A 14,206-nucleotide genomic window follows, 5' to 3' on the forward strand; every position below is an offset into this window, starting at 1 on the left:
CGGCCTCCTCATGGCGTCGCTGAGTCGAACGTCCGCTGAGCCACCGTCTATCGGACGCGCTAGGCCCTAGCGGGCATTACGGCGCTGCTTCCTGATGAGCCAGACCGCCCGACCGCCCCAGAGTATGAAGAAGCCGACGCCGATCCCAATGCCGCTGAATCCAGCCAGGTCAGTGAAGGCCGAGACCAGGGCGAACGCGACGATCATCATCGCGCCGAAAATGGTTCCGCCGATCGCCGCACGAAGGTGACCCTTCATCGTGGGTTCCATACCGAGGTCCTTGTCCATGACGCGAGACGGCCATGCGTAGAGGTCGCCGGACCTCGCTTCCGTCCCTAAAACGCGATCCGATTCAAAACCTAGTTTGGAACCGACCGTCTTTTACGGCACGCAGATCAGAGCCCGCAGCGCTGTCACCCAAAACCGACCGCTTGTGAGCGCACGAATCAGGTCCAGCAGCAGCACAGACAAACTGAAAACGCCAGAGCTACCGGCACTCATCGTGCCGGCAGCCCTACTGCGGCGCTTCTCAGGTCATGGGCGTCATGGTGACGCCGAGCTGGCGCATCCACTCGAGGTTGTCGTACTGCACCCATTCCTCAGCGAGCTTGCCGTGCTCGTCGTAGCGGAACATGTTGATCAGAGTGAGCGTGACACGTCGCCCGTGTGGCTGCACGGTCCCGAACGGAGTGGGCTCGAAGGGTGCTGTGAAGACGCCTCCCATCTCGGTGCGGCATCCGATGAGGGCGCCATTGGAGACGATCTCGTATCGCTCGCAGTAGTAGTCGGCGAACGCGTCTCGCATCTGGCTGAAGAACGTCTCAAGGCCAGCGAAGTCGAGTTCTCCGTCAGGGCTGTGGAAGGCGAAGTCCTCGCTGAAGTAGTCGCGCAGAGCGGCCGCGTTCTCTTGAGCGATCGCGACTCGTCCGATGGAGACGAGGGCTCGGGAGCGGTCGTCGTAGCGGGTGTCGTCGGGCTCGATGAAGTCGGGCATGGGTTTCCTGTTCGTCGTGATCGAATGGTGGGCGCGCTCGAACCGAAGTTCGATCGAGGCGCTGCATTCACGCTACGAACTGGAGTGGACTCCAGATCAAGCTCCGCCTGCGGCGACCTGATCTGGCTTGACCTCGGAGAAGTAGGCATCGTCGACCTGGTCGTGCACGAAGAGTCCTTCTGCGCGTCCGCGCTTTAGAGCGTCCGCGTAAGTGCTGACTTTCATCGTGATGAGGTCGAGCGCGTCCTGGAGTGCAGCCATCTGACTTCGGACCTCGACCTCATGGGCCTTCAGCAGCTCGAGACGCTGGGATTCGTTTCCTGTCCCGGCCGCGACGAGCGCGGCGTACTTCGCAACCTCGGTCAGTGGCATTCCCGATGCTCGCAGACGTTGGCAGATGCCGATCCACCCGACGTCGTCTTCGGAGAACACGCGCCGGCCCCCGACAGTCCGCTCGATAGGAGGCAAAAGTGCTTCTCGTTCGTAAAAGCGCAGGGTGTCCACGCTGAGTCCTGTGCGGGCACTCACATCTCCGATTGAGAACATGCGCTCTGGCGAAGTCATGGGAGCACGCTACTGCCGATACAGCAGAGCCCAATGCGTCCGGGATTGGGACAGCTATCCAAACTCCGAAAAGCCACCTCGGCAGGACAACCTCCTCCCCCGATTCCTCCATGGGCCCATTCGATGAAGAGTGGAGGATGATCTCTCTGGGCCTTGGGACCGAGGGCGACCTCCGGCCCGTTCCCCCCGCGGGGCAGATGATCTTCGCGGGTGGTGAGACCATGTCCGTCCAAGCCCGGAAAGCGGACATGGATGCGCCCGACGGCCCGTACACGGCTGAGGGCACTGAGGCGTTCTACGGCGAGGTCAAACCGCCGAAGATGACTCGTGCACGGTCGAGGTCGGGCTGGCACGCGATCTATGAGGGCAAAGCTCTGCTCGGGACTTCGACATCTCAGACGGCACCCCGGGTCTTGATACCGACCGATCCATCGGAAGGGTTCCGGGCGGCGGACGAGCCAAAGGTCTGACCGCGAGACCGCGCTAGAGGGCCGACCCCCATCGTTCGGCGGCCGGCTCTTCGGTGCTCTCAGCCTGCTGTATCGATCCGGACGATGCGATCGTCCCCGTTTCGCGGTGTGCCCTGGCTATTGGTGTTGCCTGTGATGAACCAGAGGCTGCCGTCGGGGGCCGGTGCGACGGCGCGCAAGCGACCGTACGTGCCGGAGTAGTAGTCGGCGAAGCTGTCGGGCTGGGAGACAGGAACGGCACGCAGCACCGATCCACGCAGGTTCGCGATGTAGACGGTGTCGTCGACCACGGTGATGCCGCTGGGGCTGGCGTCCGCAGGCGACCACTGCTGCACGGGGTCGACGTAGTCGTCCTCGCCGGCGAGACCCTCGACCTCGGGCCAACCGTAATTACCGCCCGCCTCGATGACGTTGAGTTCGTCCCAGGTGTTCTGCCCGAACTCGCTGGCGAACATCGTGCCGTCGTCGGACCAGACCAGACCCTGCACGTTACGGTGCCCGAAGCTGTAGACCAGAGAACCGGGGAATGGGTTGTCGGAGGGGACGGAACCATCGGGCGCCAGACGCAGGATCTTGCCTGAGAGAGAGTCGAGGTCTTGAGCGGCCGAGGCCTGACCGGCGTCGCCGACGCCGGCGTAGAGCATTCCGTCGGGTCCGAACGCGATGCGGCCGCCGTTGTGATATCCCGCCGAGGCGAGCTCGTCCAGGATGGTCTCGGGTCGACCCAGCTCGAGCTCGCCGGGCTCACCGTTCAGCGGAAAGCGTTGGATGCGGTTTCCCTCATCGCCGGTGGAGTACGCGTACAGCTGGTCGTCGTCGACGGCCAGGCCGAGCAATCCTCCCTCACCACCGTGTCTCACTCCGGCCACGGTCCCGATCTCGCGCGTCGATCCGTCGGCCGCCAGCTCGAGCACCCGGCCGGTGTCTCTCTCGCTGACCAACGGGGTGTCTCCCCGGAACACGAGAGACCACGGCGTCTCGAGACCGGAGGTGATCTCCGTGATGGACGCGCCTCCCAGGGGGTCGAACGACGATGAAGGCGAGGCGGGCTGTGGAGCTGGCGACGGTGTGGTGGATGCCTCGCTCGTGCACCCCGAAGTCACCAGCGCACCGAACAAGACGACCCCGGTCATCAGTCGCGCCCGCGAGGCGGCGGATGTCATGCGCCCACTTCCTCGGCCGAGGTCGGGCTCGGCACCTCCGAGGACGCCCCCAGGGAGGCGGTGAAGAAGACGTCGAGGTCGTCGAACGGGATGACATCGGTGCGGTCGTACAGATCGATGTGGCGTGCTCCGGCTACGACGATCAGCCGCTTGGGTTCCGCCGCCTTGGCATGGGCATCCTCGCTGAAGTACCGGGAGTGCGCGACGTCTCCGGTGACGAGCAGGATCGGTCGCGGACTGATGTCGGGGAGGTGGGCCAGCGCGCCGTGATTGATGTGCGCTGCCTGGCTCGTGAGCGTGAATGCACCGATCGAGCGGGGGTGGTGCCCGCGATCGGTCACGTAGTACTCATGGAACTCCGCCGTGATCGGGTCGAGCTCGGCGGGGCGGAATTCGTCGGGGAAGACCGGGCCGAGTGCGGGTTCACCGGCGTCCACGTCCGCCCAGCGCTGCGCTGCGATCTCGACCAGCGCCTCCTGACGCCCCTCACCGGTCTGTGCGCCCTGCCAGCCGTCGCGGGTCACTCCGCTGATGTCGTACATGGCCGTGGTGGCCACGGCTTTGATGCGCATGTCGGCCTGCGCGGCGGTCAGCGCGAAGCCGCCGCTCCCGCAGATGCCGATCACCCCGATGCGCTCCCGGTCGACGTAACCCAGCGAGCCGGCGAAGTCGACGCCGGCGCTGAAGTCCTCGGCGAAGACCTCGGGGGAAGTGATGTGCCGAGGCTCGCCGCCGCTCTCACCGTTGTACGACGGGTCGAACGCGAGCGCGACGAAGCCGCGCTGAGCCAGCTGGTTCGCATAGACACCCGGTCCCTGCTCTTTCACACCGCCGTGGGGCGGACCGACGACGATCGCGGCGTGCCGGATGTTCTCATCGAGATCGCGCGGCTGGTACAGGTCAGCGGCGATCAGGACGCCGAATCGGTTGCGGTATCGGACCGGCGTGCGGACGACCGTCGAGGCGAGGGGGAAGGTGTATCCGTCGAGCTGGAGGGACATGGTGGCGATGCCTTTCAATTGATGATCTGGAGGGTGACGTCGACGCCGTCGAAGGCCGCGAGCTGGTCGGCCGTCGCGTCGTAGGTCCCGAGGTGGATGGTGGCGTCCGAATAGTCGATGCCGGATGCGTCGTAGTAGAAGCCGAGGTTGCCCCACGGGGTGAAATAGATGAGGTCTCCGTCTTCTGGATCGGAGCCCGGCGAGCCCTCCACGGTGAGCCCTGGTTCGGGGTAGGCGATCTTCTCTCGGCCCGCGAACTCCTCGAAACGAAGGGTCATGGGCGAGCGCTCGACAAGGTCACGGGTGGTCGGGTTGTCTTCGTCGATCGTCACATCGACGGACGTGCCTCCGGCTGTGAAACGGACGACTGTTCCGACGACGCCGTCGGCGTCCTCGGGAGCCTCGGTCGGCGACAGGAGCGGAGAGGCCGTCGAAGACGCCGTCGGGGACGACGACGCGTTCTCGGACTCCTCTCCCGATCGCTCTTGCCCACCGTTCGTCGAACATCCGACGAGGAGCAGAATGAGTGCAGCCACCCCGAGAGCGGGTGGGGCCGGGGTGATGCGCACGATAGAACTCCGTCTCCGCAGGGCCGAGGGTGTGTTCACTCACCTCACCCCGCAGGTCGGAGGCGCGCAAGGCCCTGCCCAACCTGGTTACCGCAGGGCCTGCCTGACGGAGAACAGCGGCCGTAGGGTCGGGACCATGGACAACCGAGCCGAGGTCCGCGAGTTCCTCGCCACCCGCCGCGCACGCCTCTCGCCCGAGCAGGCCGGCGTCGTCAGCGCCGGTGGTCGACGACGCGTCCCGGGGCTACGACGCGATGAGGTCGCCCGCCTCGCCGGCGTCAGCGTCGACTACTACACCCGTCTCGAACGCGGCAACCTCGGCGGGGTGTCCGACAGCGTCCTCGACGCCATCGCGCGGGCACTCGGACTGGACCAGGCCGAGACCGACCACCTCTACGACCTCGCCCGCGCCTCCGTTCCTTCACGCCGCAGGCCCCCGGTCACCAGCGAGCAGAGGATCGCACAGTCCCCGGTCCAGCACATGCTGGACGCCATGACCGGCGCGGTGGCCATGGTCACCAACACACGCATGGACCTCGTCGCCGCGAACGCCCTCGGCTTCGCCCTGTACTCCGACATGTACCGCGGCACGCTGCGGCCCGCGAATCACTCGCGGTACATCTTCCTCGACCCGGGGGCCCGTGAGTTCTACCCCGACTGGGAGCGCGCCGCCAACGTCAACGTCGCCATCCTTCGGCGGGACGCCGGCCGGAACCCGCACGACGCCGGCATCGCCGCCCTCGTCGGCGAGCTGTCCATCCGCAGCGACGAGTTCCGTGCCCGCTGGGCCGCCCACGACGTCCGCCGCCACTACACCGGCGCGAAGGAGTTCCGGCACCCTGCCGTCGGCCTGCTCGAGCTGAACTTCCAGGCCATGGAACTTCAAGACACCCCCGGGCACTCGCTCACGGTCTACACGGCCGTCCCGGGATCCCCGTCCGACGAGGGACTGCACCTCCTGGCCTCGTGGGCGGCGACCGAGAACGTCGTCGAACGCGCCCGGTCCGCCGACCCCGTCGTCTGACACCACCTCCTTCCCCTGCACGACTGGGCTCACCCCCAGGAGGCGCGTCTCCGCGCCCGAAAGGACCTCACCATGTCGACAGCCCCCGTCCCCACCCGCGTTCCCCTCGCCTCCATACCCGGCGGACCCGTCGAACGGCTGCCGGTGTTCTCGCTCGTCGTCCTCGCGACGATGGGATTCATCCTCGTCGCGATGGAGACGATGCCGGCGGGCCTGCTACCCGTCATCGCGGGCGGACTCGGCACGAGCGAAGGAGCCGTGGGTCTCCTCATCAGCGCCTACGCACTCGGCACCGTCGTGGCGACCATCCCGGCCATCACGCTCACCCGGGGGATGCGTCGCAAGCCGCTCCTCCTCATCGCGATCACCGGCCTGGTCGTGGCGAACACGGTCACGGCTCTCTCGCCCGTCATCGCCCTCGCCCTGGCGTCGCGGTTCGTCGCCGGTGCCTTCTCGGGCGTCATCTGGGGCATGCTCGCCGCCTACGGCCGACGGATCAGCCCGCCCGACCGCGCCGGGCTGTCCCTCTCGATCGTCTCAGCGGGCGCGCCCGTCGGATTCGCGTTCGGGACCCCGCTGGGCTCGTGGCTCGGGATGGCCTTCGACTGGCGCTGGTCGTTCGGCGGCCTGACCGTACTCGGGGTCGTCGTGTTCGCACTGGTGGCGAGCATCGTCCCCGACGCGGCCCCGGCACCCGCGGGGGCACGGCTCTCGCTCGGACGGGTGTTCCGAATCCCGGGGATCGCCGTCATCCTCGCCGTCATCGCGGCCTGGATGCTCGCCCACAACACGATCTACACCTACGTGTCGCCCTACCTCCGGGCCGGCGGGTCCGGGCTCGGCGTCGACGTGACCCTGCTGATCTACGGCATCGCCTCGATCGGCGGGATCGTCGTCACCGGAGCGCTGCTCGACCGGCACCCGCGGGCACTCCTACACGGCAGCGTCGCCCTCTTCGTCGTCGCCGGCGCCGTTCTGCTGGTCGGCCACGCATCCGTTCCGGCAGTGGTCGTGGCCGCGGTGCTCTGGGGAGTCACATTCGGCGGCGCCTCGGCCCAGCTGCAGGCGGCCCTCACCACCGCCGGCGGCGACAACGCCGACGTCGCGAACGCGTTCCTGCCAGTGGCGTTCAATGTGGCGATCTTCCTCGCCGGGATCGTCGGGGCTGCTCTGCTGACTGTGGCCGACGGCCTCGTGCTGCCCGTGCTCATGATCGGCTTCGGGCTCGTCGCCCTCGCACTGACGTCATACGGCCGTCGCAACGCGTTCCCAGCCGCGCTCTGAACTCCGAAGAACCGATCAGCGACGAAGGAGAAGCAACATGAATGAGACTGCGAGATTCAGCGACAAGGTGGTCTTCATCACCGGAGCGGCCGGTGGCATCGGACGCGCCACCGCACTCGCCTACGCCGCCGAAGGGGCCGACGTCGTCGTGACCGACCTGGCCGGCGCGGGACACGACGAAACGGCAGACGTGATCGCCCGAGCAGGAGGCTCGGCGACAGCGATGGACCTCGACGTGACTGATGCCGCCCAGGTCGTCTCGGTACTCGATCGCGTCGTCGCCACCCACGGGCGACTCGACGTGGCGTTCAACAACGCCGGTATCGAGCAATCGCATGACTACACGGCCGACCTCGACACCGACGAGTTCGAACGCATCATGGCCGTTGACGTGCACGGTGTGTTCCTGTGCCTCAAGCACGAGATCCGCATCATGAAGGCGTCTGGGGGTGGAGCGATCGTCAACACGTCGTCGGGAGCAGGTGTCATGGGAATAGCAGGCCAGGCCGCTTATGCTGCTGCGAAGCACGCCGTCATCGGACTGAGTAGATCTGCCGCCCTCGAGTACATCGGCGACAACATCCGCATCAACGTCGTCGCACCGGGAGTCATCGATACGAAGATGATCGAGCGCGTCTCGGGCGGCACCGAGGACGGGTACGACGAGATGATCGCGCAGGAGCCCATCGGTCGTCTGGGCAAGCCCGAGGAGATCGCTTCCGCTGTCCTCTGGCTCACCTCGACCGAGGGCGCCTTCACCGTCGGCCACACCTTCGTCGTCGACGGAGGCCAGACAGTCGGCTGACGCTGTCGGCGATGGACAGAGGGGCTCCGCAGAATATGCGGAGCCCCTCTGGGTTGGCACATCCTCACGATCCGTCGGATCCGCGATGCGGGTCATGCTCGCCTCGGATCACGGAATGGTCACCCTGATCTTCCCGGCTGTCCGTCCTGCCGTGACCACGGCCTACCTCGACGCCGCGAGTCGCCTGGGGGACCTAGATCACGGCGACGGGTGGGCTACCGGATGCCGAACGACTCCAGGTCAGACGGCGAGACCGAGACCAGCGCTGCCGTCACGCACGATCTACTCGTGGGCTTGTCGCCTGCACGATGCCGGCGATGCGGCGGGCGCGCGTGGCCTCCGCCTTGGCGCCCTCGACCGCGACGATGTGCGCCTTCCGGGCGCTCGGCGCCAGGGCGGCGAAGGCCTCGACCGCACCGGCGTCCTCGAGGGCCGCGGCGAGGTCGGCGGGGACGGGCAGCTCGCGGGAGCTCGTGTCCAGCTCGAGGTCGACCTCGACCCGATCGCCCCCGGCGATGCCGCTGGCCCGTCGCCGCTCCGCCGAGAAGGGGATGAGGGCCCGCCCGCCCATCGCCCCGACCGTCGACTCGAACGAGAAGTCGCCGACGGTGACGCGCACGGCGGGGCGACGACCGCCTCCCAGGCTGTCGAGCACCTCCGGGGGCACCTCGATTCCCGTGTTGTTGCCCATCTGCACCACGGTCGTCTCGTATCGCATGGACCGACCCTGCCACGGCGAGCGCCCCAGCGCGAGAGATCGGCCGAGCGTCAGCCGTCAGCCGTCAGCCGTCAGCCGAGACTGACGAACGAGGTCACGTCGTCGGTGGGCAGCTCGTCGACGACGGCGGTGACGCGCATGCTCGCGACCGTCACCGCGCCTCCCAGGCTCGACAGGAACGCCGTGTCCGACGCGTCGCGACCGGTCGCGATCCGCACCAGCGACTGACGCGGCGCCAGCGCCGTGGCGTCGACGACGTGCCACTCGCCGTCGACCCACGCCTCGGCCACCGCGTGGAAGTCCATCGGCGACAGCCCCGGCGCATAGACCGACACCAGCCGCGCCGGCACGTCGAGCCCCCGCAGCAGCGCGATCACGAGGTGCGCGTAGTCGCGGCACACGCCCTGCCGATCGAGCAGCGTCTGCACCGCACCGTCGGTCGGCGCGCTCGCCCCCGGCACGTACGCCAGATGCGACCCCACCCACGAACTCACGGCCGCCAGCAGATCGCGCCCCACGAGCCCCCGGAACTCCGCCCGCGCCGTCGGCGAGAGCGTGTCCGACTCGCAGTAGCGACTCGGCCGCCGGTACCGGACGAGGTCGATCTCGTCGAGTTCGGGAGGCGCGAGTCGCCCCTCCACGACGGCCCGGTAGTCGACGGTCACCCGCCCCGCATCCACGCTGCACAGGTGCAGCCGCGTGCCGTGCCGGTCGTCGATCTCACGCACCTCGACGAGGCTCCCGTTCTGGGTGATCACGAGCGACTCGTCGACGGAGCCGTCGTGGAGCCGCGCGACGGCGACGGACAGCACGAACTCGGCGGGAGCCGCGACGTCGAACTCGAGCAGGGCGGAGGCATGGCGTCTCATCCGCCGATCATGGCAGGTGACCCCGCCCCGCGCGTTTCCCCCGTGTTACCACCCGTCGCCATCGGATACCTCCCGGCATCGGCGGTCTGCATAGCGGCTGTGAGACTAACGTGTCAAGGGGACGAGGCCTGGTCCAGCCACACCAGATGCCGCATTTATCCTCGACGAAGGGGGAGGCACGTGGGAACTCTTGTCTACGGTTCGGACCGTTTCACGATCGAGATCGACGATCGCACACTGGCGCATCTGCAGCTCGCGGTCGTCGCCAAGCTCCGCCGCCGCGAGAGCTTCGCCCTCACCTGGCGCGACGAGGACGGCTCGGGCCAAGGGCGCACGGTCCTCTGGATCCACGAGGCGATCCCCCTCCGCTTCGAGTACGCCGGAAGCCGCATGGCCAGCGTCAACAAGGCCTGGGTCGACGAGCTCCTCGCCACGGCGTCGACCACGGTCGGCATGCGCCTGACCCCCGAGCCGGGCCCCGATCCCGCCGTCGCCGACGCCTCGTAGGTCGTTCGCCCGCACGCCCGCGCCCGCACCTCGACCCGCCCGCCCGTCCGTCCGTCGATCGAGTGGTCCGAAGATGCTCTTCGCGAGCCCGCGACGAGCATCTTCCGACCACTCGACGCGAGGGTCGAGGAGGCGCGGGTCGAGGAGGCGCGGGTCGCTCAGTACCAGTTGACGGACTGGCTGTGCGACCACGCGCTGCACGGGGTGCCGTAGGCGCGCTGGATGTAGTCGAGGCCCCAGGTGATCTGGGTGGTCGCGTTGGTGGCCCAGTCGGCACCGGCCGATGCCATCTTGCTGCCCGGCAGCGCCTGCGGGATGCCCGTCGCGCCTCCGTTGGCGTTGTAGGCCTTGTAGTTCCAGCCCGACTCCTTCGTCCAGAGCGACACGAGGCACGAGTACTGGTCGCCGCCCCAGCCGTAGGTCGACGATGCGAGCTGCTGGGCCGTGGCCTTCGCGCCCTCCACGGTGTTGGCCTGCGCCTGAGCGGCAGCAGCCGCGGCGGCCTCGGCTTCGGCGGCGGCCTTCGCCTCGGCGGCGGCCTTCGCGTCGGCAGCGGCCTTCTCGTCTGCGGCCTTCTTCGCGGCGGCGGCTGCGGCCTTCTTGTCCGCTTCGGCGGCGGCCGTCTGGACGGTCTGCGCCGTGCTCGCGGTGTGCGCGACCCGGTCGGCGACGGCGTCGGCGTCCAGCGACTGGTAGTCGTCGAGCGCGGCGACCGAGGTCTCGAGGGCGCTGGTGTCGACCTTGCCCTCGCTGGCGGCGACGACCTGGTTCGCGATCGAGATGGTGGACTTCGCCTTCGCGTCGCTGAGCGAGGCGGCGATCGCCGCCTCCTGCGCCTTCACGTCGGCAGCCTGGGAGGCGCTGGTCGCCTCGGCGGATCCGCTGGTCGAGTACACGGCGAAGCCGGTGCCGGCCACGAGCGCGACGGCGGCGATCGAGCCGACCGCGATCAGCTTGCGACGGGCGACGCGACGACGGGCGGCGGCGAGGGCCCGGCGCGTGGTGGGTGCGGTGCTCCCCGGTTCCGGGCTCGGGGCGAGCGGGGTCGCGGGGGTGTTCGGGGCGTTGCGGGGTGTCTCGGGGGGCATGGCGTCCTCGTGCTCGGCCGACCCGCGCCTCCTCGGATGTCGGGTGAGAGGCGCCCACCGGAACAGGCGACGGAGATGACACGTCGCCCTCGCGGGAGTCGGTTCTGGATTCAGGCGGGGCGGCAGAGCCCCGACATGTCCGCCCACGCTCCCGTGCGGACGGGCGTGCGCTCGGGCGAAGCGGCAAGTATGCAGACGAACCCTGGCAAAGTCCGCACAACCCCCTGGCAGACCCATCTGTCCGGCGTCGCGAGAGGCAGCCGTCGCAGAGGGCCGGGGATCACGGAGGCGCCGGTCAGTGCTCGCGGACGAACCTCGGGCCGTCGTAGCCGTCGCGCCGGACGGTGGACATGAAGTCGTCGAGCGGGCGCACCCAGAACGAGTAGTCGTCGTAGAGCTTGCGGTAGAAGACCAGGGGCTCCTCGGTCTCGCTGTGCCGGCCGGTGCCGACGACCTCGTACAGGGCGCCCTTGAAGTGGCGGTAGATGCCGGGCTCGGGGGTGGTCGCGTCGCTCATCGACGATCACACTACGACCACCCTCGGGTGGGTCTGGACAGCGCCTCGGCGCGCGAGTAGCTTTGCGCGCATCGACCCGGACCCCGTCGACGAGCAGGGCGGTCGTGTGTCACGAGGGCCGCGCCGCCCTCCGTCGTCATCTCGCGCCCCCGCTTCGCGAGAGGGACCGGCCGCGACCCGACATCGGCGGCCGGCGGGTCGACCGAGCGGGCCCCCGTGTGCAATGGCGCACGCGGGGGCCCGCTTCTCGACTCCGGGTGGGAGTCGCGTCCGATCAGATGGCGGCGCGGATCTCCGCGGCGGCGGCGGCCACGTCGTCCGCACCGTAGATGGCGGCACCGGCGACGGCGACCTGGGCGCCCGCGTCGCGGACCGAGCCCACCGACGACGCCTTGACGCCACCGGCGACCGAGAACGGGACGCCCGACGCCGTGCCGGCCTCGAGCAGCGCCTCGAAGGTGAAGCCGTCCTCCGCCTGCTCGTCGAGCCCGGCGTGCATCTCGACGAACTCGGCGCCGAGGGCGACGACCTCCTTGGCGCGGGCGGCCTTGTCGTGCACGCCGATCAGGTCGACGACGATGCCCTTGCCGTGCTCCTTCGCCGCCTTGACGGCACCGGCGATGGTGCTGTCTCCGGCGACGCCGAGCACGGTGACGAGGTCGGCACCGGCCTTGAAGGCCTCTCCGGCCTCGAGCTCGCCGGCGTCCATCGTCTTGAGGTCGGCGAACACGATCTTGTCGGGGTGCGCCTCCTTGATGGCGGTGATGGCGCGGAAGCCCTCGGCCTTGATCAGCGGGGTGCCGAGCTCGATGATGTCGACGCTCGGCGCGGCGGCGGCGGCCAGCTCGAGGGCGGCGTCGGTGGTCAGGGTGTCCATGGCGAACTGCAGCTTCATGTGGTCCTTCTTTCGTGGGGGTGGATCGATGAGTCGAGGAGGCGCGGGTCGGCTACTCGAGGTTGGCGTGCCGTGGCCAGAGGTCGTCCGCGTCGGCGCCCGAGCGCTTCCACAGGGCGTGGAAGAGCGCGTCGCCGACGAGCACGACGACCTGCTCGAAGAGGCCTCCGGCGTACTGCGCGGAGGCGTCGCCCGAACGGTCGAGCTTCTCGGCGGCCGGCACGATCAGCACGGCGTCGGACAGCTCGGCCAGCGGCGACGACGACGCGGTGGTGATGGCGGCGACGCGCGCCCCGGCGTCTTTCGCGGACTCGGCCGCACGCACGATGCCGCCGGTGGTGCCCGAGCCGCTCGCGGTGAGCAGCACGTCGCCCTCGCGGATCGCCGGAGAGGTGACCTCACCGACGACGTGCACGGTCAGGCCGAGGTGCATGAGGCGCATGGCCGTCATGCGCAGGGCCAGACCGGAACGGCCGGCGCCGTGCACGAACACCCGGTCGGCGTCGGAGAGCAGGGCCGCGACGGCGTCGAGGCCGTCAGCGCTCTGGTCGACGACGGCACGGACGGCGCGGTCGACCTCTGCGCGCACGAGATCGAGCGCGGCGGAGGTCGAGCCGGACTCGGCGTCGGTGGGGGCGGTGTCTGCGGGAGGCATGGGACCTACCCTCCTCCCCCCGCGCCTCCTCGGGTGCTGTTCGTCCGACGAGGGCGACCTACCCGTTCGGGTGGGCGGGGGTCGGGCGAGTAGGTTGGCGGGCATGACCGACACCGATCTGCCGTCGCCGGCGAGCCGCGCCCTCGTCGTCGAGCACGCCCGCACCGTCGCCGAGCTGGTCGACCGGCAGGCGCTCACGCTCGAATCGCTGCTGGCGACCCTGCGGTCGTCGCGGCTCGACGACCGGGCCGCCCGCACGATGGCGATCGACATCGCCGCGGCCGCCATGGTCGAGATGCGCACCGAGAACGACCATCAGCGCGCCCTCCTGCTCGAGCCGGTCGTGGGGGCGTTCGCGCGCCTCCGGAACGATCTGCGGCCGCTGGTGCGCTTCGGCGACCTCGACGTGCAGTTCGTCGAGCCGCCCACCACCGGTCGGGCGCTGCCCGGGGAGGTGGCGCACGCGGCCCGCGCCATCGTGCGGAGCGCCGTGCTCGCCCTGGTCGACTCGGGCGAGTCGCGGCGCGTCCGGATCCAGTGGGACTGCGACGGGCTCAACCTGCTGATGAGCATCCGCGACGACGGGTCGGGCGCGCTCACCGTGCACGACGACTCGCTGCGGCCGATCGCCGAACGGGTCACGGCTCTGGACGGCTCGCTGTCGGTCGCGTCGACGCCCGGCTGGGGCTCGGACGTCGCGGTGACGCTGCCGCTCGACCCGCCGGCCGACAGCGGGTCGCTCGACGAGACCGTGCAGCTCAGCGCCCGCGAGCGCGACGTGCTGCGGCTCGTGACGTCGGGGGCGCGCAATCGCGCGATCGCCGAGTCGCTCGGGATCAGCGAGAACACGGTGAAGTTCCACGTGTCGAACCTGCTGCGGAAGTCGGGTGCGAGCACGCGGGCGGAGCTGACCGCGCTGGCGCGGTAGCGGCTGCGGTGCCGGCGGCACCGGCGCGCCGTCGGCGCCGCGCCGCGTTCCGTACACCGCACCGCATCCCGTGCACCGCACCGCGTTTCGCGGCACCACCGCCACCGCACCGCGTCCCGTACACCGCACCGGTTCTAGTCGCGGTGCCGTGCCCG

At 69.3% G+C, this 14,206-nt stretch carries 18 protein-coding genes; 6 read left to right on the plus strand and 12 right to left on the minus strand.

Annotated elements, in window-relative coordinates:
- Window positions 1-66 precede the first annotated feature (66 nt).
- The 3 genes from FFA01_RS14840 to FFA01_RS14850 form a co-directional block, all read right to left on the minus strand.
- A complete protein-coding gene (locus tag FFA01_RS14840; RefSeq protein ID WP_146856966.1) occupies window positions 67-288 on the minus strand; it encodes a hypothetical protein in 222 nt (73 codons plus the stop codon).
- A 241-nt stretch (window positions 289-529) separates the two neighbouring features.
- A complete protein-coding gene (locus FFA01_RS14845) occupies window positions 530-994 on the minus strand; it encodes an ester cyclase (RefSeq protein ID WP_146856967.1) in 465 nt (154 codons plus the stop codon).
- A gap of 96 nt (window positions 995-1,090) precedes the next feature.
- Window positions 1,091-1,558 carry a MerR family transcriptional regulator gene (locus FFA01_RS14850; protein WP_146856968.1) on the minus strand — a complete coding sequence of 156 codons (468 nt, stop codon included), beginning with the start codon at window positions 1,556-1,558 and terminating at the stop codon, window positions 1,091-1,093.
- A gap of 137 nt (window positions 1,559-1,695) precedes the next feature.
- On the opposite strand from FFA01_RS14850, the gene FFA01_RS14855 reads away from it, so the two are divergent.
- Window positions 1,696-2,028 (plus strand): hypothetical protein, encoded by a 333-nt coding sequence (locus tag FFA01_RS14855; protein WP_146856969.1) that lies wholly within the window; start codon window positions 1,696-1,698, stop codon window positions 2,026-2,028.
- A 59-nt stretch (window positions 2,029-2,087) separates the two neighbouring features.
- Here FFA01_RS14855 and FFA01_RS14860 read toward each other — a convergent pair whose 3' ends face one another.
- Genes FFA01_RS14860 through FFA01_RS14870 form a run of 3 tightly spaced genes read right to left on the minus strand, consistent with a single transcriptional unit; the run spans window position 2,088 to window position 4,761 of the window.
- On the minus strand, window positions 2,088-3,161 hold the full coding sequence (locus FFA01_RS14860) for a PQQ-dependent sugar dehydrogenase (protein ID WP_244289889.1): 1,074 nt from the start codon (window positions 3,159-3,161) through the stop codon (window positions 2,088-2,090).
- Window positions 3,162-3,187: 26 nt separating this feature from the next.
- Window positions 3,188-4,192 carry an alpha/beta hydrolase gene (locus FFA01_RS14865; protein WP_146856971.1) on the minus strand — a complete coding sequence of 335 codons (1,005 nt, stop codon included), beginning with the start codon at window positions 4,190-4,192 and terminating at the stop codon, window positions 3,188-3,190.
- A gap of 14 nt (window positions 4,193-4,206) precedes the next feature.
- Entirely contained in the window at window positions 4,207-4,761 is a 555-nt protein-coding gene (locus FFA01_RS14870; protein WP_146856972.1) for a cyclophilin-like fold protein, read from the minus strand.
- A 136-nt stretch (window positions 4,762-4,897) separates the two neighbouring features.
- On the opposite strand from FFA01_RS14870, the gene FFA01_RS14875 reads away from it, so the two are divergent.
- The 3 genes from FFA01_RS14875 (at window position 4,898) to FFA01_RS14885 (ending at window position 7,874) form a co-directional block, all read left to right on the plus strand.
- Window positions 4,898-5,785, plus strand: coding sequence for a helix-turn-helix transcriptional regulator (locus FFA01_RS14875; protein WP_146856973.1), 888 nt, complete (start codon window positions 4,898-4,900; stop codon window positions 5,783-5,785).
- A gap of 72 nt (window positions 5,786-5,857) precedes the next feature.
- Window positions 5,858-7,069 carry an MFS transporter gene (locus FFA01_RS14880; RefSeq protein WP_146856974.1) on the plus strand — a complete coding sequence of 404 codons (1,212 nt, stop codon included), beginning with the start codon at window positions 5,858-5,860 and terminating at the stop codon, window positions 7,067-7,069.
- 37 nt (window positions 7,070-7,106) lie between these two features.
- Window positions 7,107-7,874, plus strand: a complete 768-nt coding sequence (locus FFA01_RS14885; RefSeq protein WP_146856975.1) for a glucose 1-dehydrogenase — start codon at window positions 7,107-7,109, stop codon at window positions 7,872-7,874.
- A gap of 271 nt (window positions 7,875-8,145) precedes the next feature.
- Here the strand turns inward: FFA01_RS14885 and FFA01_RS14890 are convergent, their stop codons facing one another.
- Both FFA01_RS14890 and FFA01_RS14895 read right to left on the minus strand, forming a co-directional pair.
- Entirely contained in the window at window positions 8,146-8,592 is a 447-nt protein-coding gene (locus FFA01_RS14890; RefSeq protein ID WP_146856976.1) for a YdeI/OmpD-associated family protein, read from the minus strand.
- 71 nt (window positions 8,593-8,663) lie between these two features.
- Window positions 8,664-9,461, minus strand: coding sequence for a transglutaminase-like domain-containing protein (locus FFA01_RS14895; RefSeq protein WP_146856977.1), 798 nt, complete (start codon window positions 9,459-9,461; stop codon window positions 8,664-8,666).
- A gap of 180 nt (window positions 9,462-9,641) precedes the next feature.
- Between FFA01_RS14895 and FFA01_RS14900 the strand changes: the two genes are divergently transcribed.
- The gene (locus FFA01_RS14900; protein WP_146856978.1) at window positions 9,642-9,968 is read left to right on the plus strand and encodes a DUF7882 family protein; all 327 of its coding nucleotides are present in this window, start codon (window positions 9,642-9,644) and stop codon (window positions 9,966-9,968) included.
- 158 nt (window positions 9,969-10,126) lie between these two features.
- On the opposite strand, the gene FFA01_RS14905 is transcribed toward FFA01_RS14900, so the two are convergent.
- The 4 genes from FFA01_RS14905 to hxlB form a co-directional block, all read right to left on the minus strand.
- The gene (locus FFA01_RS14905) at window positions 10,127-11,056 is read right to left on the minus strand and encodes an aggregation-promoting factor C-terminal-like domain-containing protein (protein WP_244289890.1); all 930 of its coding nucleotides are present in this window, start codon (window positions 11,054-11,056) and stop codon (window positions 10,127-10,129) included.
- Between the two features lie 295 nt (window positions 11,057-11,351).
- Window positions 11,352-11,573: a DUF1653 domain-containing protein gene (locus FFA01_RS14910; protein WP_146856979.1), complete on the minus strand. Its 222-nt coding sequence runs from the start codon at window positions 11,571-11,573 to the stop codon at window positions 11,352-11,354.
- 274 nt (window positions 11,574-11,847) lie between these two features.
- Window positions 11,848-12,468 (minus strand): 3-hexulose-6-phosphate synthase, encoded by a 621-nt coding sequence (gene hxlA / locus FFA01_RS14915; protein ID WP_146856980.1) that lies wholly within the window; start codon window positions 12,466-12,468, stop codon window positions 11,848-11,850.
- Window positions 12,469-12,520: 52 nt separating this feature from the next.
- The gene (hxlB, locus tag FFA01_RS14920; protein WP_146856981.1) at window positions 12,521-13,123 is read right to left on the minus strand and encodes a 6-phospho-3-hexuloisomerase; all 603 of its coding nucleotides are present in this window, start codon (window positions 13,121-13,123) and stop codon (window positions 12,521-12,523) included.
- Window positions 13,124-13,226: 103 nt separating this feature from the next.
- On the opposite strand from hxlB, the gene FFA01_RS14925 reads away from it, so the two are divergent.
- A complete protein-coding gene (locus FFA01_RS14925) occupies window positions 13,227-14,051 on the plus strand; it encodes a helix-turn-helix transcriptional regulator (RefSeq protein ID WP_146856982.1) in 825 nt (274 codons plus the stop codon).
- Window positions 14,052-14,206 lie beyond the last annotated feature (155 nt).

It is taken from the genome of Frigoribacterium faeni (assembly GCF_007988805.1).
GTDB classification, from domain to species: domain Bacteria; phylum Actinomycetota; class Actinomycetes; order Actinomycetales; family Microbacteriaceae; genus Frigoribacterium; species Frigoribacterium faeni.